Source organism: Promicromonospora sp. NPDC110617 (assembly GCF_055598465.1).
Genome location: NZ_JBVKBM010000001.1, coordinates 1,703,021 through 1,720,633 on the forward strand (window position 1 = coordinate 1,703,021; position 17,613 = coordinate 1,720,633).

Sequence of the window (17,613 nt, forward strand, 5' to 3'; positions counted from 1 at the left end):
GCGTTGACCACAGCAGTTGCTGCCACGCCGGGGCCGGTCCTGGCAGCAACTGCTGTGGTCAACACGTCATGCCCACCAGGTCAGGTGGGCTCGGGCTTCTGCCGTCGGCTCGATGAGCTCCCAGGCTTCCGCGATGCGGCCGTCCTCGAACCGCATGATGTCGACCACCGTGATCTCCGGGCCGGCGGGGAGTCGACGCCGCGAGTGCAGCAGCACGTGGTCGCCGTCGGCCAGCACGTGCAGGACCGTCACCTCCATCCCGTCGACGTGGTCCAGCGAGCCGCGCACGGCGGCGAGCCACTCGGTCTTGCTCCGCGACATCCCGTCGGGCCGGTGGTGGACGAAGCCGTCGCTCAGCGCCTGCCCGACGGCGTCGACGTCGCCGGTCTCGGTGAGGGCCGCGAAGGCGGCGGTGACGATGCTCGTGTTGTCGGTCGAGGTGCCCGGCGTGGTCGTGCCCGGTGCCGGCGTGTCCTCTGTCGTCATGTTCTGTGTCGTCATGCCCGCAGTCTTCGACCCGGCCGCGACGGTTGTCGATGAACTCGGAGTTCATGGCGCTCCGGCCCGCCGTGCACGACACTCGACGTCCATGGGAACAGTGGGCGAGCTGCTGCGGCAGTGGCGGCAGCGCCGTCGGCTCAGCCAGCTCGATCTCGCGATCGCCGCCGACGTCTCGGCGCGGCACGTCAGCCTGGTGGAGACCGGGAGGTCCCGGCCGAGCGCCGACATGGTGCTGCGGCTCGCGGAGCAGCTCGACGTGCCGCTGCGTGACCGCAACCGGCTGCTGCTCGCCGCCGGGTTCGCGCCGCGGTACGACGAGCGTCCGCTCGGCACCGACGCCCTGGCGCCCGCCCGGGACGCCGTCGCGCGGGTGCTGCGGGCACACGAGCCCTACCCCGCGCTGGTCTTCGACCGCGGGTGGAACATCCTGATGACCAACCGGGCTGTCGACCGGTTCTTCGCCGGGGTCGCGCCCGACCTGCTGCGCCCGCCGGTCAATCTCGTGCGCCTGGGCCTGGACCCGCGCGGGCTCGCCCCGCTGGTCGTCAACCTCGCCGACGTCCGGGCCGTGTTCCGCGCCCGGGTGCGACGCCAGCTCGCCACCGTGCCCGACGCCGGGCTGACCGCCCTCTACGAGGAGCTGCTGGCGCCCGGCCGGGACGACGACGGAGGCCTGTCGGACGCCGGCCGGTCGATCGCGGCCGAGTCGGACGTGGTGATCCCCATGATCATCCGGATCGACGGGCGGGAGCTGCGGCTCTTCTCGACGATCACCACGTTCGGCACCCCGATGGACATCACGCTCGACGAGGTGGCGATCGAGTCGTACTACCCGGCCGACGCCGAGAGCGCCGCCTGGTTCACGAGCGGCGCCGTCGCCGCCCCGACCGCCCCCGAGAGCTGAGCCTCACCCCAGCGGCCACGCCGCCACCGCCTGCTCGACGGCGGTGCGGGCCGGTCCCGCGATCCCCGGCACGAGCTCGTACGGCGCCTCGCCGGTCTTGGGCGCGCGGCGCCAGGTGCCGACCAGGCGTCCGTCCAGGAGCACCGCCGGCCGGAAGATCCCGTTGGTGAACGGGACGACGGTCCGCATAGCCTCGGCGTCCGCCACCAGGTCACGGTCCTGGTAGCCCAGCACGATCTCGTCGAAGCCGGGCACGAGCAGCACACCGCCGGGTTCGGTGAGCCCCGGCGCGCGCTCGAACGCGATCCCCGCGTCCGGCCCGTCCGCCGCGCGGCCAACGAGCATCACTCGCCCGTCGACCGTGACCTCGGCGACGGCGTCCGGCTCGGTCTCGCGCAGCGCGGCGACGGCGGCGCGCACGGGGGTCTTGGGCAGGCCGAGCCACCAGGCCAGGTCGTCCACCGTGGCGGGGCCGCGGCTCGCGAAGTAGGACCGGGCGATGCGGCGCAGGGCGGCGTCGGGCCCCTCGGCCGGCCCGCCTGCGACACCGCCCGCGGCCGGCGACGCCACCATCTTCTGCTGCGCCCCCGCGAACGGACCCCAGTGCAGCACCCCGCGCAGTGCCAGGGTGACGATCAGGTGGTAGCCCCGCTGCCCCTCGATGGGCACCCCGGCCTGCTGCCACAGGTCGATCATCTCGGTCCGTGTGAACCCGTCCGACGCCGCCAGCGCCTCCCGGGTGATGCTTTCGGCGCGGTCGACGAGCGCGTCGTCCAACCCCTCCGCCTCGCGGACCCGTCGGCCCAGGTGGGTCACGCGCTCACCCGTCAGCGAGACGAGCGCGGCGAGGTCTGACGGCGTGGTCGCGAAGAGGGTGCCGCGCTGGGTCCAGCCGCGCACCAGCTCACCGCTGTCGAACCCGGCGCGCACGTCGTCGAGCGTGGTGCCCGGCCGCGACCGGACGGCGATCGCGCGCAGCACCGCGGGCAGGTCCTGCCCCTGCAGGGCCACCATCCGGCGGACGACGTCGGCCGGGGTCGCGGAGCTCGGCCCGTCGGCGGGCACTGCCAGTCCCTGCGTGCGCAGGCGCAGCCGGCGCGCGGCGTCGGGGGCGAGGTCCGTGGTTCCGGGGGGCATGCGGGAAGAGTACGTCGCGCCTGTGACACTCACCGGGCCCGACGCCGCACTGTCTCCCGGGCACGGCCCGCCCCACCAGTGACGCCGTGTCATGCCGCGGCCTGCGGTATGTCACGGGGGAGCGGTGACGCGGTCGCACTGGTGGGTACCGGCCCGGACCGGTGGGATCGAGTCATGACCTCGACACCAGGGAACCCCGCCGACGGACCCGGCGCCGACAGCCCCGAGCCGACCCGACCGGGCAGGGTGACGCGCGTCTCCGTGCTGACCATCGCGGTGGCCCTCCTGGCGGCGTCGCTGGCGCCCGGGGCGTCGCCGTCCACCCCGACCTCCCCGTGACTCCGCTATTTGCCATGGTCAAGACCGGCCCGGCCTAGGCTAAACTCGGCTCGCTTGCCTCCGTAGCTCAGCTGGATAGAGCGGGTCACTTCTAATGACTAGGTCGCGGGTTCGAATCCTGCCGGGGGCACTGATCTGCTGTCGTCGGGCGTCGGAGACACCCTCCGGCGGCCTGCACAAAACCCTTGTTTCTGCACACCCACCAGCCGCTACGGCTTGGCAGAACGATCTTGACCTATCAGGATGAAGCCGTGACTCCAGGAACACGCTCCGCAGTGCTCGGCCGTCGGGGTGGTGTGGACCCGAACGTTGCGGAGCAGCTCGGCTTCACGGTGCACGACGTCGTGCAGGACCTGCGCCGCGACGTCGCCGCGGCCACCCTGCCCCTGCCCGTCGACGGCGCCGAGGAGGCCGAGGCGTCCCGGGAACGCCTCCTGGCCCAGCTCGACGAGCACCTGCTGCCGCGCCTCGCGGAGCTCTCCAGCCCCGCCGTCGTGGTGCTCGCGGGCTCCACGGGAGCCGGCAAGTCCACGCTCTTCAACAGCCTCCTGGGCGAGGAGGTGTCCGAGGCCGGGGTGCTGCGGCCCACCACCCGCGAACCCGTCGTGGGCGTGCACCCCCGGGACGTCGACACGCTCACCACAGGGCCGGTCACCGAGCTCGCCCGGCTGGTCAAGCACGAGGGCGTGCCGCGCGGCACCGCGCTGATGGACGCGCCTGACCTCGACTCGCTCCTCAAGGAGAACCGCTCGACGGCCCACCAGCTGCTGGAGGCGGCCGACCTCTGGCTCTTCGTCACCACGGCCGCCCGCTACGGCGACGCGCTCCCGTGGCAGGCGCTCGACCGCGCCAAGGAGCGCGGCGCGAGCGTGGCCATGGTGCTCAACCGGGTGCCCAAGGAGAACCTGACGACGATCCGCGCCGACCTCAACACCCGCATGAAGGAGCGCGGGATGAAGGACGTCCCGCTGTTCATCGTGCCCGACGTCGGACCGCACGAGGGGCTGCTCGACGCCAAGCTCGTGGCGCCCATCCAGCGCTGGCTCAACCTGATGGCCGGCCCCGAGCGCTCGCGCACCGTCATCCTGCGCACCCTCAAGGGCGCGATCGGCGCCCTCCCGGACTGGGTGACGGGGCTCGTCACCGCGGTGGAGCAGCAGGGCACCGCCGCGTTCGACCTGCGCAACGCCGTCCAGGCCGTCGTCCCGGACGCGCAGCTCGCCGCGCGTACCGCCGTCCTGTCGGGGACGTCGGGCGAGGGCACGGTCGCCGCACGGTTCGCCGAGATCGCCAGCACCGACCACATCTCCCGGGTCACGGTCCGCGACGGCATCGCGCGGACCACCAAGCGCGCCGGGAAGGCCCGCGAGACGGCCCTGCTCCGGCTGCGCGAGGAGGTCGAGGCCACCGCGACCCGCGCGTTCGTGGCCGCCGGCGTGCGCACCGAGGAGAGCCTGCGCGGCGCCCTGGCCGGGCCCGGCGCGCCGCCCGCCGGCGAGACGATCCTCCCGTCCGCGTCGAGCCGCGCCAAGGAGCGCCTCGCCTGGGGACAGAAGGCGGCCGCGGCCTGGTCCCGCCTGGCCGACGACGTGGTCGGCCGCATGGCGGACGCCGACCCCGCGACGTCCGACGCCGAGGCGGTGGCCCGCGCGACGGGCGCCCGCAAGGCGTTCGGCGACGCCGGGCTCGCAACGCTCCTGCAGGCCGCGGCGCTCGGCAACGAGGACTCCCTGGCGCTCGTCGACCGCGTGCTCGGCGACAGCGCGGGGGACTCGATCGAGGAGCTGCAGGGCGAACTTGCCGACCAGGTCGCGCTAGCGGTTGCGGAAGAGGCCCGTTCTGTCCAGAGTGCCCTTGACGTCCCCGCGCTAGCCGACGACGCGGCCGCTCCGCTCCGCGTGCGGCTGGCCGAGCTCAGGAGGCTGACATGACGAGCCACGACGCGACCCTCGGCGCTCGGACCGAGGACCTCGGCCGAGCCCTCCAGATCGCCGGATCCCGCCTCGACGACACGGTCTTCGGCAAGGTCGCCAGCTCGGTGGCCGGGGTGCGCGAACGGCTCGCCCTCGGCGTGGACCACACGGTGGTGGCGCTCGCCGGCGGCACCGGGTCGGGCAAGTCGAGCACGTTCAACAAGATCTCCCGCCTCACCTTCGCCGACGTCGGCGTCAAGCGCCCCACCACCGCCAAGGTCACCGCCTGCTCGTGGAGCGACGACGCCGCCACGCTGCTGGACTGGCTCGGCGTGGAGCGGGAGCGCCGCATCACCCGGGCCGGCGAGCTCGACTCGGCCGACGAGGCCGCCCTGAGCGGCCTCGTGCTGCTGGACCTGCCCGACCACGACTCGGTCGCGCCCGCCCACCGCGACGTCGTGGACAAGGTGCTGCCCCTGGTCGACCTGCTGGTCTGGGTCGTGGACCCGCAGAAGTACGCCGACGACGCCCTGCACACCGGCTACCTGCGTGACTCGTCCGGCATGCGGGCCTCCACCGTGGTGGTGCTCAACCAGATCGACACGGTGCCCGTGGGCCAGCGCGACAACCTGGTCAACGACGTGAAGCGCCTGCTGCGTGACGACGGCCTCGACAACGTGCCGGTCATCGCGGCGTCGAGCAAGACGGACATCGGCATCGACGACCTGCGTGGGCTCCTGGAGCAGACGGTGGCCCGCCGGTCGGTCTCCGCCGGGCGCGCCGCGGGCGAGCTGGACGCCGCCGCGACCCTGCTGCTCGGCCAGACCCCGGCCGAGGTGCCGTGGCACATCGACACCGTCCTCGAACGCGAGATCGACGCCCTCGCGCGGGCGGCCGGCCTGGAGTCCGTCGCGGCGCAGGTCGGCGCCGCGGTGCGCAACGGCTACGGCTCGCCCGAGTTCCGCAACCCGGACCCGGACTCGATCGCGCTGTCCCGCTCGCGCTGGCTCACCGGTTCCGGGGAGTCGCTCAAGCCCGGCTGGCAGCGCTCGCTCGCCGAGAGCGTGGCGAGCGCCCGCGACGTCACGAGTGCGGTGTCGACGGCGCTGCAGGGCGTCACCCTGGACACCCGCGGCCCGACGACGCAGCCGCTCACCCGCCGCCTGGCGCTCGGGGCGGTGCTGCTCGCGGTGCTGCTCGGGATCTGCACGGTGCTGGCCTCGACGGGGATGCTGCCCGTGGGCGACACCTGGACCACCGTGCTCGGGGTCGCCGCCGTGGTGGCCGCGGTCGCGGCGCTCGTGGTGTTCCTCGTGGCTATGCAGATGCGCCGCGCGCTGGCCGCGCGCCGGGCGCAGGCCGTCATCGCGTCGGGCCGCGCCGCGCTCGAGCGGGTGCTGCGCCAGACCCTCGGCGTGCCCACCCAGCGCCTGCTCGACGAGCACCGCGCGGTGCGCGAGCTCGCACAGAGCGCGCGCGACGACGGACCCTCGATACCGCTTCGTGTGGAAGAGAACGCGACCACAGGCAGCCAGATCCGGGTTTCGTCAACAGGTGACTTCGGACTGACCGACCTGCGCTCCGTCCGCGCCTGATGCTGGGTACGGACCGGCCGCGAGGGCCGGTCCGGAAACCCAGGAGGGCTCCATGAACGACGTCACGGTGACTGTCTCCGGCTTCGCCGGCAACTCCCCGGTGCTGCACACGGGCAAGGGCAGGCCGTTCGCCATGTTCCGCGTGGCGAGCACGCGCCGGTACATGAACGACGCCGGCGAGTGGACCGACGGCACGACGCTGTGGTTCACGGTGAAGGCGTGGCGGACGGCGGCGGTGAACCTGGTCCGGTCGGTGCGCAAGGGTGACCCGGTGGTCGTCACGGGCCGGCTCGAGATGGACGAGTGGGAGGGCCCGGAGGGCGAGCAGCGCAGCGGCCTCGTGATCGCCGCGACCGGCGTCGGCGTGGACGCGACCCGGGGCAAGGTCGAGTACTCGCGGCTCGTGCACCACGAGCCGGTGCCCGGTTCCCGCGGTGAGAGCGACGTGGCGGAGCTTCCGGACGCCGCCGGGCTGGTCGCGGCGCGGGCGGGCGAGACCGACCCGTTCGGCGTCGACCTGCCGGGTCCCGGGGGTGACGAGGAAGACCAGGGCGACGGGGCCGGCGTCGGGCAGCGGGAGCTCGTGACCGCGTAGGCTGGTCCCAGTCGTGCTCAGCGGTCCGCGGGTGCCGGTGGCATCTCCTGTGCGGACGCCCCCGGCACCCGCTCCGCGTGAGCGCACCCATCCGACGTACCTTCTGTGAACGGTGGAACACAGGCAGTGGCTGAATACATCTACTCCATGTACAAGGCGCGTAAGGCGCACGGCGACAAGGTCATCCTCGATGACGTGTCGCTGAACTTCCTGCCCGGCGCCAAGATCGGTGTCGTCGGCCCGAACGGCGCCGGCAAGTCCACGATCCTCAAGATCATGGCCGGGCTGGACACGCCCAGCAACGGCGACGCGCGCCTGTCGCCCGGCTACACCGTGGGCATCCTGCAGCAGGAGCCGCCGCTGAACGAGGAGAAGACGGTCCTCGGCAACGTCCAGGAGGCCGTCGGCGAGATCTTGGCCAAGAAGGCGCGGTTCGACGAGATCTCGGAGCTCATGGCGCAGCCCGACGCCGACTTCGACGCGCTGCTGGCCGAGATGGGCACGCTGCAGGAGGACATCGACGCGGCCGACGCGTGGGACCTCGACTCGCAGCTCGAGCAGGCGATGGACGCCCTGCGCTGCCCGCCGCCGGACGCCGACGTGACGCTGCTCTCCGGTGGTGAGCGCCGCCGTGTCGCGCTGTGCAAGCTGCTCCTGGAGAAGCCCGACCTGCTCCTCCTGGACGAGCCGACCAACCACCTCGACGCCGAGTCCGTGCTGTGGCTCGAGCAGCATCTCGCGTCCTACGCGGGCGCCGTGCTCGCCGTGACCCACGACCGGTACTTCCTCGACCACGTCGCGGAGTGGATCTGCGAGGTCGACCGCGGCCGCCTCTACCCGTACGAGGGCAACTACTCGACCTACCTCGAGAAGAAGCAGGCGCGCCTGGAGGTCCAGGGCAAGAAGGACGCCAAGCTCTCCAAGCGCCTCAAGGAGGAGCTGGAGTGGGTGCGGTCCAACGCCAAGGGCCGGCAGACCAAGTCCAAGGCCCGTCTGGCCCGCTACGAGGAGATGGCGGCCGAGGCGGAGCGCACCAGGAAGCTCGACTTCGAGGAGATCCAGATCCCTGCGGGCCCGCGCATGGGCTCGCTGGTGCTGGAGGCCACGAACCTCAAGAAGGGCTTCGACGACCGTGTGCTCATCGACGGCCTGTCGTTCACGCTGCCGCGCAACGGCATCGTCGGCGTCATCGGCCCGAACGGCGTCGGCAAGACCACGCTGTTCAAGACCATCGTGGGCCTCGAGCCGCTCGACGGCGGTGAGCTGAAGGTCGGCGAGACCGTCTCGATCTCCTACGTCGACCAGTCGCGCGGCGGCATCGACCCGAAGAAGACGCTGTGGGAGGTCGTGTCCGACGGGCTCGACTTCATCAAGGTCGGCAATGTCGAGATCCCGTCGCGGGCCTACGTGGCCTCGTTCGGGTTCAAGGGCCCGGACCAGCAGAAGCCCGCGGGCGTGCTGTCCGGTGGTGAGCGCAACCGCCTCAACCTGGCGCTGACGCTCAAGCAGGGCGGCAACCTGCTGCTGCTCGACGAGCCCACCAACGACCTCGACGTCGAGACCCTCGGCTCGCTGGAGAACGCCCTGCTGGAGTTCCCCGGCTGCGCCGTCGTCGTCTCGCACGACCGGTGGTTCCTCGACCGAGTGGCGACGCACATCCTGGCCTACGAGGGCACCGAGGAGAACCCGTCGAACTGGTACTGGTTCGAGGGCAACTTCGAGTCGTACGAGGCCAACAAGGTCGAGCGCCTGGGTGCCGACGCCGCGCGCCCGCACCGGGTCACGTACCGCAAGCTGACCCGCGACTGACGACGCGGCAGGCGGGGTGGGCGGCCGAGGAACGAGGCCGCCCACCCCGCCTGCCCCGAGGAAGCCGCGAGACCGGCCCCGCGACTGACGAGACGCCCGCCCCATCCCTTTTGAGGCCCGGGTTTCTTCGCTTTGAGCCCGCTCAAAGCGAAGAAACCCGGGCCTCAAAGGTGAGCCCCCGCGCCCGCATAACGGGCGAATTTCGCGTATGTTCCTTGCTGTCAGTAGGCATCTTCGACAGGATGCCGCAGTGAGCCCTGCCCTACGGCCCGGATGGCGCGAGCTTCCGCCCCTGCTGCGAGACCGCATCACCGATCTGCTCGGCGCCCGTGTGATTGCCGCCAAGCAGCCGGACGACTCCGGGATCCTCCCCGGCGCGCGCTTCCAGGTGCAGACGACGAAGGGCCACGTCTTCGTCAAGGCGATCGGCACCGAGCAGCCGGGACCGCTGAACTTCCTGCGGCAGGAGATCGCGCTGTCGCCGCTGCTGCCCGCCGCGGCGCCGCACCCGGAGCTCCTCTGGTCGCTCGACGACGTGCTGCCCAACCTCGGCAGGTGGGTCGCCGTCGGCTACGCGATGAAGTCCAACGTGCGCCCGATCGACCCCACCTGGCCCGACGAGGACGTCGCGACCATGGTCAAGGTGGTCCGGGGGATCGGGGAGTTCGAGGCGCCGGACGACCCGATGTTCCTGCCCGAGGAGAAGGTCTTCCCCACGGACTCGTGGGAGTACCTCGCGGACAAGCGGCCCGCCGGGCTCGCCCACCACTCGCCGTGGCTCGCCAACCGCCTGGAGGGCCTCGCGGAGATCGTGGCGCACGCCCCGGACGCGATCGCCGGCACGAGCCTGCAGCACGGCACCCTGCGCGTGCAGAACGTGCTGCTGCCCGCCCGGCTGGGCGAGAAGCCGCTGGTCACCGACTGGATCCGCGGCAGCGTCGGGGCGCCGTACCTCGACCTGGTCTCGATGCTGCTGCACGTCCGCGCCAACGACGGTCCGCCGCCGGAGGCCACGCTGCGCCGCTACGGGCTGCCGCCCGGCACGGAGCGGGACGCCGTCACCTGCTGGATCGCGGTGCTCGCCGGCCACTACGTGAAGTCCTCGATGGACACGCCGCCCACGGACATGCCGGAGCTGCGCGCCTACCAGCACCGGCTGGCCCGCGCGGCCGTGCAGTGGCTGCAGACCAGGCTCGGTTTCTGATCCACGCCGTTCCTGCAACACGTGCTGTGGTTTGCGGGTGAAAGCGCAGTTCGGCACACTCCGGCCATGAGCGCTGTGCGGCGACCGGCTTGGTCCGATCTACCCCCGTCTGTCCGTTCTCGAGTCAGCGAGTCCATGGGGGGACGCGTGATCGGCTCGGCCCCCATGAGCGGCACGGATCTGGCCCCGCTCGAGGTGCTGCAGACGGCGTCGGCCCGCTCGATCGTGCGGGCGGTGGGGCCGGAGGCCCCGCTGACCCAGGACCGGATGGCCGCGGAGGCGGCGTCGCTGGCCACGCTGCCCGACGACGTGCCGAGCCTGGAACGCGAGTGGTACGTCGACGAGGTGCTGCCCGGGGCCGGCCGCTGGGTGGTGCTCGGCTACCGGAACGAGCCCATCCGGCCGCCCCACGACCCCTGGGACGACGGCGACCTCGCCGCGGCGGTCGAGCTCGCCATCCAGATCGGCTCGACCGAGGCGCCCCCCGACCTGCCCGACGCGCTCGACCTGATCGACGTGGGCGCCTGGGCCACGATCGCGGCGATGCGCCCCGCCGGCCTGACGGCCTTCACGCCGTGGCTGTCCGACAAGGTCGACCACCTCGCGGACATCGCCCGCTACGCCGGCGAGGCGATGTCCGGCAAGAACCTGGTGCACGGCGCGCTGCGCCGGGAGTCGATCCTGATCACCGACCACGGCTGGGACGCGACCAGCGCGCACGCCGTCGACTGGTTCATGCCGTCCCACGGCGCGTCCTTCCTCGACGTCGTGCTGCTGCTGCCGCACCTGCGGGTCGACGGCGCTCCGCCGCCCGGCGTGGTGCTCGACCGGCACCCCCTGCCCGACGTCGACCCCGAGGCACTGACCTGCGCCGTGACCGTGGTCGCCGGTGCCCTGGTGCTCGAGTCGATGCGGCCGCCGGAGCCGGGCGTGCCGCACGGCCGCTCCGTGCAGCGCGAGGTGGCCCACGCCGCCCTCGACTGGCTGCGCTCGCGCCTCGGCGGCTGACGTCTTCACCCGGTTGCCACGTCACGGGCGCGCCTGACCTGCGCTGCTGCGGCAGACTGAGCGCCATGACCGAGAAGCCCGACGACGGCGCGGTGCCCGGCGGACCGAACCCGGGCGTGAGCCCCTGGCAGACCGCCGGGTTGCCCACGGAGCCCGCTCCTGAGCCGTCCGCGGGCCCCGACGAGGAGTCCGGCCTGACCGGTGCCCTCGAGGTGCTCCGGGCCCGGCTCGGCGCCCTGCGCCTGCCGCTGGAGACCACGGGCGCCGAGGCGGCCCGCACGGAGCTGCGCCGGTCCACGGACCAGCTCGACGACTACCTGTTGCCGCGGCTGCGGGCGCAGAAGGCCCCGCTGCTGGTCGTGGTCGGCGGGTCCACCGGCGCGGGCAAGTCGACGCTCGTGAACTCGGTGCTGGGCGAACGGGTCACCCAGCCGGGCGTGCTGCGGCCCACGACGAAGGCGCCCGTCCTGGTGCACCATCCGCTGGACGCGCGCTGGTTCTCCACCGACCGGGTGCTGCCCGGCCTGGCGCGCGTGACGGCGTCGGGCACCGGGACGCCGACCAGGTCGGCAGTGGGTCCCGCCGTCGTCGAGCAAGTCCACGGGACGCCGCACGACCCCTCCCGCACCCTGCGTCTCGTGTCCAGCGACTCGCTGCCCAAGGGCCTGGCGCTGCTGGACGCGCCGGACATCGACTCGGTCGACACCGCCAACCGCGAGCTCGCCGCGCAGCTCCTCGGCGCGGCCGACCTGTGGCTGTTCGTCACGACGTCGGCGCGCTACGCCGACGCGGTGCCGTGGGACCTGCTGAACCAGGCCGCCGCCCGCAAGGCGCAGGTGGCGATGGTGCTGGACCGGGTGGACCCGGGCGCGGAGGCCACGGCCGACGACCTGCGGGACATGATGGTCGAGCACGGGCTGACCGACAGCCCGCTGTTCGTCATCCCCGAGGGCGACCTGTCCGACGACGGCATGCTGCCCGAGGGCGCCGTCGGCGAGGTCTCGCGCTGGCTCACCGGGCTGGGCGGCGACGCCGACGCGCGCCGCCGGGTCATCGCGGCGACCCGCGACGGCGTGGTCGACTCCCTCGTGGTGCGGGCGGGCGAGCTGGCCGACGCCGCCGACGAGCAGCGGGCCGCCGACGCGCGGCTGCGGCACGTGGTGGACCGCGCCTACGCGGACGCGGTGGCGCACGTGGCCGCGGCGACGTCGGACGGCGCGCTGCTGCGCGGCGAGGTGCTCGCGCGGTGGCAGGACTTCGTGGGCACGGGCGAGTTCTTCCGCGCGGTCGAGGAGGGCATCGGCCGGTTCCGGGACGCGGTGAGCTCGTTCTTCCGCGGCAAGCCCCGGGAAGCGCCCCAGGTCGAGAAGGCGATCGCCCACGGCCTGGAGTCGGTCGTGCTGGACGCCGCCGAGGAGGCTGCCGAGCGCTCCTACCAGGGCTGGCGCGGCGACGCCGCGGGCACGGCCCTGCTGGAGGGCCTGGAGCTGTCGCGGACGCCGGCGGCGTTGCGCGCCGAGGTGGGCGAGCAGATCCGGGGCTGGCAGGGCGACGTCCTGGGGCTGGTGCGCGAACAGGGTGAGTCCAAGCGCGGCAAGGCCCGCGCCCTGTCGTTCGGCGTGAACGGCCTTGGCGTGGCACTGATGATCTTCGTGTTCGCCTCCACGGGCGGGCTCACCGGCATCGAGGTGGGCATCGCGGGTGGTTCGGCGGTGCTGGCGCAACGGCTGCTGGAGGCCGTGTTCGGTGAGGACGCCGTGCGCCGGCTTGCCGTGCAGGCGCGCGACCGCCTGCGGGCCCGCATCCAGGCCGTCATGGACGGGCAGGCCGCCCGCTACACCGCGCAGCTCGACGCGCTCGGCTCCGCGGAGGCGGGCGGTTCCGCCCTGCGTACGGCGGCCGACGCCGTCGCCTCGGCCGCCGCGGCGGAGCGCCGGTCGCGGGCCCGCGACACGGACACGGTGTCCAGGGGCGTCGGGGACCTGACCGAGAGCCGCGGGCTGCGGGGCGTCCGGTCCCCGGCCGGCGGCACGGGTCCGGCGGACGTCCGCGAGGGTCTGACCGAGGAGCCGGCCCGCAAGGGCTTCTGGAAGCGCCTGTTCGGGGACGGCGACCGGTGAGCCGCCTCGACCTGGCCGACCGCACCACGGCCCTCGACACCGCGGTCCAGGCCGCGGACGGCCGCGTCGAGCCCGCGCTGCTGGACGAGGCGCGCGCCGTCGTGACCCGGGCGCGGGAGCGTGGTGGCCTCTCCGCGGAGCACACCGTGGTGGCGCTGGCCGGTGCCACCGGCTCGGGCAAGTCGTCGGTGCTGAACGCGGTGGCCGGTGCTGCGATCGCGCAGCCCGGCGTGCGCCGTCCGACGACGTCGCACCCGATGGCCGCCGTCTGGGGTGACGGCGCGGACCCGCTGCTGGACTGGCTGGAGGTGGGCCGCCGGCACCACGTGGAGCCCGCGGCGGTCGAGCAAGCACCGGACGAGCCGGCGGGTCGTGGGCCGTTCCGCCGTCGGACCCCCGCGGGGGACACGACCGGGCTGGTGCTGCTGGACCTGCCCGACCACGACTCGATCGTCACCGAGCACCGGTTGCGGGCCGAGCGGCTGGTCCAGCGCGCCGACCTGCTGGTCTGGGTGGTGGACCCGCAGAAGTACGCGGACGCCGCGCTGCACGAGGGCTTCCTGCGCCCGCTCGCGGGGCGTGCCGAGGTCGTGGTCGTCGCGCTCAACCAGGCCGACCGGCTGACGGCGGAGGAGACGTCCGCGATGCTCGCCGACCTGCGGCGGCTCGTGGCCGAGGACGGCCTGGACGGCGCGCGGGTGCTGGCGGTGTCCGCGAGGACCGGGCAGGGCATCGACGACCTGCGCGGCCTGCTGGCCAAGGCGGCCGCGCGGCGCGAGGCCGCGACCGCCCGGCTCGCCGCGGACGAGCGGGTGGTGGCGCAGCGGATCGTCGACGAGTGCGGCACTCCGCCGCCGTCGCGCGCCGGGAGCCAGGCCACGGGGGACCTGGTGGCCGCCCTGGAGGACGCCGCGGGTGTGCCCACGGTGGTCGACGCCGTGCGCGTCTCCGCGCGCCGGGACGCCCGGGCGGCGACCGGCTGGCCCCTGACGCGGTGGATCGGCCGGCTGCGTAAGGACCCGCTGCGGCGGCTCGGGCTGCGGACGGCGGACCGGGAGCACCGGGCGCCGTCGGGCCGCGAGGACCTGGTGCGCACGTCGCTGCCGACGGCGCGGCCCGCCGTGCGGTCCACCGCTGCCTCGGCCGTGCGGCGCTACGTCGAGGAGGTGACGCGCGGCGTCGCGGACCCGTGGGTGCTGGCGGCCCGTTCGCGCGGACAGGCGGGGATCGACACGCTGCCCGACGCCCTGGACCAGGCGGTGGCCGCGACCCGCGTCGAGGCGCAGCGCCGCCCGGTGTGGTGGTCGCTGGTCAACGTGGTGCAGTGGCTCCTGGTCGCCGTGCTCGCGGCGGGCCTGCTGTGGCTGCTCGTGCTGTTCGGGTTCGCATACCTGCAGCTCCCGCCGCTGCCCACGCCCGTGCTGTCGCTGCCGACCTGGTCGGGCGACGGCGTCGTCTTCCCGGGGGCACCGGGGTCCGGCTCGGGCGAGGGGCTCGGCGTGGACCCGTTCACCGTCCCGTGGCCCACGCTCATGGTGCTCGGCTCGGTGGTGCTCGGGCTGCTGCTCGCCCTGGTGTGCCGGATCTTCGGCGCCCTGGGCGCCCGCCGCCGCGCGAACGCGGCGCGGCGACGGCTGCGGCAGTCGGTGGCCAAGGTCGCCGACCGGCTGGTGCGGGAGCCCGTCGGGGAGGAGCTCGCCCGGCTCGCGAGCTGCCGGACGGCGGCGACCGTCGCGGCGAGCTGAGGTCTGCCGCCGGGAGAGGATAGGGACCATGACACGCCTGCACGTCCCCGTCACGCTGCGCTGGTCCGACCTGGACGCCTACGCCCACGTCAACAACGTGGCGATGTTCCGCCTGCTGGAGGACGCCCGGATCACGGCCTTCTGGCAGCACCCCGAGGCACCCGAGGGCGAGGCCTGGCCCACGGCCGTGGTGCCGACCGGACCCGACGCCGACTCCCACACGCTCGTGGCCGGCCAGCGCATCGAGTACCTGCGCCCGCTGCTGTTCACCCGCACGCCGGTGCGCGTGGAGATGTGGCTCGGCCGGATCGGCGGCGCGAGCGCGGAGGTCTGCTACGAGGTGCACGACGGCACGGCGAGCATGGCGAAGACCGGCCCGACGTCGGGCGGCAAGCCGTACGCCCGGGCGACCACCACGCTCGTCTTCGTCGACGCCGCCACGGACCGGCCCCGCCGCCTCACCGAGGGGGAGCGCCTGGCCTGGAAGGAGTTCCAGGAGGACCCGATCACGTTCCGCCACCGCGGCTGACGTGTCAGACGGGCAGGTCACCCGGGTGACCTGGACGTCTGACACGTGGACGGGTTGGTTCTCGGCGTGTCCGAATTGCTAGATTCATCCCCCTTGGTTTCGGCCACGGAGGAACAGTGGATCTGCCCCAGCACTACCTTGACCCGGTCACCCTGCACGAGGTGTTCGACGACGTCCCGGCCGCCCGGGCGTATCTCGCCGAGCTGGCCGGGGGTCCGGCCCGCGACGAGCCGGCGATGCTCGCCGTCCGGGTCCCGCTGACCCGGGCCCTGGCCCCCGAGGCGGACGACCCCGACGCCGAGCTGGCCGAGGCGGAGCGCCTCGGGTGGCTCGCCCTCGGTCTGGCCGGCGGGCCGGAGGACGACGCCGCGGCCGCCCACTCGCACGCCGCCGACGTGCCCCTGGGGGCCGTGGCGCCCCTGCTGCGGCTGGCGCACGTGCTCCAGTGGCGGCACCGCTTCTCGGAGGCCGACCTGCTGTTCGGCCTCGCGCTGGAGGCCGCGCACTACTACGGGGAGCACGCCGCGAGCATCGAGCACGCGCGGCGGCTCGAGTTCTTCGCCCTGCAGGACTGGGGCCGGTGCCGCTACGACCAGGCGCTCGAGGTGCACGCGGACCAGGCGCGGCCCTACCTGGGCGAGGCCCTGGCCCTGTTCGTGCGCGCGCTGGAGCAGCGGGTCGACGTCGCGGCGTCGCCGGACGAGATCGCGACCGTCCGCCTGGCGGAGCAGGCCGCCCGCGACCGGCTCGCGGAGCTCGGGGCGTAGCGGGTCTGGCGGGCGGCGCCCCGGGTGGAGCGGATCAGGCCGGCAGCCGGATCATGCCCTCCTGGCCCGCCGAGGCCACGAGCACGCCGTCCTGCGTGTAGACCGTCGCGGTGCCCAGCGCGCGACCGCCCTGGGCCGTGGGCGAGGACTGGACGAACAGCATCCACTCGTCCACCTGGACGTCGCGGTGCCACCACATGCCGTGGTCGAGGCTGGCCATGGGCACCGTCGCGGCGACGTCCTGCCAGGACTTGCCTGCGGCGCGCATGGCGGGCTCCAGCATGAGCTGGTCGCACGCGTAGGCCAGCAGGGCGCGGTGCATCGACTGGTCCTTGATGCCGAGCGGACGGCGCGTGCGCATCCAGACGAGCTGCGTGGCGGGCGGCGTGCCGCCCTGGGCCACCGCGGCGTCCGGGTGCAGGTACAGCGACCCGCCCACGTGCCGCAGCTCGAACGGCGAGTCCGCCCAGAACTGGGCGCGGGCGTCGGCGCTGAGGGAGGCGAGCTCGTCGAAGGCGGAGCCGACCTCGTCGGGCGCGGGGACGCCGTCGGGCATCGGCATCGAGTGCTCGTAGCCGGGCTGGTCCTCCTGGAAGGAGGCGATCATCGACAGGATCGGCTTGCCGAACTGGATCGCGTGGGTGCGGCGCGCGCTGAACGAGCGCCCGTCGCGCAGCCGCTCCACCGCGAAGGCGATGGGCTCCTCGACCCGCCCCTCCCGCAGGAAGTAGCCGTGCAGGGAGTGGATCTGGCGGCCGTCGGGCACCGTTCGGTCCGCAGCGAGGATCGCCTGCGCGAGCACCTGACCGCCGTAGGCGCGGTTCGCCAGGGCGGGCATGCTGTTGCCGCGCAGCACGTCCTCCTCGCCGCGCGGTCCCCAGCCCTCGAGGTGCCGCAGGTCGAGCACCTGCAGCAGGCGGTCGAGCGCGTCGGGCGTGTGGTCCGACGTGGCGTCGCCGGCGATCAGGTCAGGGGTGGCGTCCACGGGCGGGCGTCTCCTTCGGTTCCTCTGGGTCTGTCTTCGTGCGGGGTCAGTCTTCGAACGTGTTGATCATGCTGAAGGCCGCGCGCTCCAGGTAGTCCCACAGCTGCGACTCGTGGATCGGGGCCAGGCCGAGGGAGTCGACGGCGGTCCGCATGTGCGCGAGCCAGCGGTCGCGGGCGTCCGGGTTCACCTTGAACGGCGCGTGCCGCATCCGCAGCCGCGGGTGCCCACGCTGCGCGGAGTAGGTGCCGGGGCCGCCCCAGTACTGATCGAGGAACAGCGTCAGGCGCTCCTTGGCCGGCCCCAGGTCCTCCTCGGGGTACATGGGGCGCAGCACCGGGTCGTCCGCGACGCCGTCGTAGAACGCGTCGACGAGGCGCACGAACGTGTCGTGGCCGCCGACGGCCTCGAAGAAGGAAGGTTCCTGTGTCACGCCAGTCATCCTGCCACCCGCCTATGACG

The 17,613-nt window shown here is 73.7% G+C and carries 16 protein-coding genes and 1 tRNA gene; 13 read left to right on the forward strand and 4 right to left on the reverse strand.

The window, feature by feature from the left end; translation table 11 throughout:
- Positions 1 to 66 precede the first annotated feature (66 nt).
- On the reverse strand, positions 67 to 501 hold the full coding sequence (locus ACZ7LE_RS07490; RefSeq protein ID WP_470402660.1) for a nuclear transport factor 2 family protein: 435 nt from the start codon (positions 499 to 501) through the stop codon (positions 67 to 69).
- 88 nt (positions 502 to 589) lie between these two features.
- On the opposite strand from ACZ7LE_RS07490, the gene ACZ7LE_RS07495 reads away from it, so the two are divergent.
- Positions 590 to 1,405, forward strand: coding sequence for a helix-turn-helix domain-containing protein (locus ACZ7LE_RS07495; protein ID WP_470402661.1), 816 nt, complete (start codon positions 590 to 592; stop codon positions 1,403 to 1,405).
- Between the two features lie 3 nt (positions 1,406 to 1,408).
- On the opposite strand, the gene ACZ7LE_RS07500 is transcribed toward ACZ7LE_RS07495, so the two are convergent.
- The gene (locus ACZ7LE_RS07500) at positions 1,409 to 2,542 is read right to left on the reverse strand and encodes a winged helix DNA-binding domain-containing protein (protein ID WP_470402662.1); all 1,134 of its coding nucleotides are present in this window, start codon (positions 2,540 to 2,542) and stop codon (positions 1,409 to 1,411) included.
- Between the two features lie 174 nt (positions 2,543 to 2,716).
- Here ACZ7LE_RS07500 and ACZ7LE_RS07505 point away from each other — a divergent pair, with 174 nt between their 5' ends.
- The 12 genes from ACZ7LE_RS07505 (at position 2,717) to ACZ7LE_RS07560 (ending at position 16,166) form a co-directional block, all read left to right on the forward strand.
- Entirely contained in the window at positions 2,717 to 2,881 is a 165-nt protein-coding gene (locus tag ACZ7LE_RS07505; protein ID WP_470402663.1) for a hypothetical protein, read from the forward strand.
- A 56-nt stretch (positions 2,882 to 2,937) separates the two neighbouring features.
- Positions 2,938 to 3,011 (forward strand) — tRNA-Arg (locus ACZ7LE_RS07510).
- 121 nt (positions 3,012 to 3,132) lie between these two features.
- Positions 3,133 to 4,812: a GTPase gene (locus ACZ7LE_RS07515; RefSeq protein WP_470402664.1), complete on the forward strand. Its 1,680-nt coding sequence runs from the start codon at positions 3,133 to 3,135 to the stop codon at positions 4,810 to 4,812.
- Positions 4,809 to 6,389, forward strand: a complete 1,581-nt coding sequence (locus tag ACZ7LE_RS07520; protein ID WP_470402665.1) for a GTP-binding protein — start codon at positions 4,809 to 4,811, stop codon at positions 6,387 to 6,389. The genes ACZ7LE_RS07515 and ACZ7LE_RS07520 overlap by 4 nt, the downstream gene beginning before the upstream one ends.
- 52 nt (positions 6,390 to 6,441) lie before the next feature.
- Complete coding sequence (locus ACZ7LE_RS07525; protein WP_470402666.1) at positions 6,442 to 6,984, forward strand: single-stranded DNA-binding protein; 543 nt, start codon at positions 6,442 to 6,444, stop codon at positions 6,982 to 6,984.
- Positions 6,985 to 7,110: 126 nt separating this feature from the next.
- Positions 7,111 to 8,793: an energy-dependent translational throttle protein EttA gene (ettA, locus tag ACZ7LE_RS07530; protein ID WP_470402667.1), complete on the forward strand. Its 1,683-nt coding sequence runs from the start codon at positions 7,111 to 7,113 to the stop codon at positions 8,791 to 8,793.
- Positions 8,794 to 9,043: 250 nt separating this feature from the next.
- A complete protein-coding gene (locus ACZ7LE_RS07535; protein ID WP_470402668.1) occupies positions 9,044 to 9,997 on the forward strand; it encodes a phosphotransferase in 954 nt (317 codons plus the stop codon).
- A 165-nt stretch (positions 9,998 to 10,162) separates the two neighbouring features.
- On the forward strand, positions 10,163 to 11,005 hold the full coding sequence (locus tag ACZ7LE_RS07540) for a hypothetical protein (RefSeq protein ID WP_470402669.1): 843 nt from the start codon (positions 10,163 to 10,165) through the stop codon (positions 11,003 to 11,005).
- Positions 11,006 to 11,070: 65 nt separating this feature from the next.
- Positions 11,071 to 13,125 carry a dynamin family protein gene (locus tag ACZ7LE_RS07545; RefSeq protein WP_470402670.1) on the forward strand — a complete coding sequence of 685 codons (2,055 nt, stop codon included), beginning with the start codon at positions 11,071 to 11,073 and terminating at the stop codon, positions 13,123 to 13,125.
- Positions 13,122 to 14,870: a GTPase gene (locus ACZ7LE_RS07550; protein WP_470402671.1), complete on the forward strand. Its 1,749-nt coding sequence runs from the start codon at positions 13,122 to 13,124 to the stop codon at positions 14,868 to 14,870. Before ACZ7LE_RS07545 ends, ACZ7LE_RS07550 begins: the two co-directional genes overlap by 4 nt.
- A 28-nt stretch (positions 14,871 to 14,898) precedes the next feature.
- Positions 14,899 to 15,399 carry an acyl-CoA thioesterase gene (locus tag ACZ7LE_RS07555; protein WP_285103036.1) on the forward strand — a complete coding sequence of 167 codons (501 nt, stop codon included), beginning with the start codon at positions 14,899 to 14,901 and terminating at the stop codon, positions 15,397 to 15,399.
- A gap of 116 nt (positions 15,400 to 15,515) precedes the next feature.
- On the forward strand, positions 15,516 to 16,166 hold the full coding sequence (locus ACZ7LE_RS07560; RefSeq protein WP_470402672.1) for a hypothetical protein: 651 nt from the start codon (positions 15,516 to 15,518) through the stop codon (positions 16,164 to 16,166).
- Between the two features lie 34 nt (positions 16,167 to 16,200).
- Here ACZ7LE_RS07560 and ACZ7LE_RS07565 read toward each other — a convergent pair whose 3' ends face one another.
- Both ACZ7LE_RS07565 and ACZ7LE_RS07570 read right to left on the reverse strand, forming a co-directional pair.
- Entirely contained in the window at positions 16,201 to 17,151 is a 951-nt protein-coding gene (locus tag ACZ7LE_RS07565) for an acyl-CoA thioesterase (protein ID WP_470402673.1), read from the reverse strand.
- Positions 17,152 to 17,197: 46 nt separating this feature from the next.
- Complete coding sequence (locus ACZ7LE_RS07570) at positions 17,198 to 17,584, reverse strand: globin (RefSeq protein ID WP_470402674.1); 387 nt, start codon at positions 17,582 to 17,584, stop codon at positions 17,198 to 17,200.
- Positions 17,585 to 17,613: the final 29 nt, after the last annotated feature.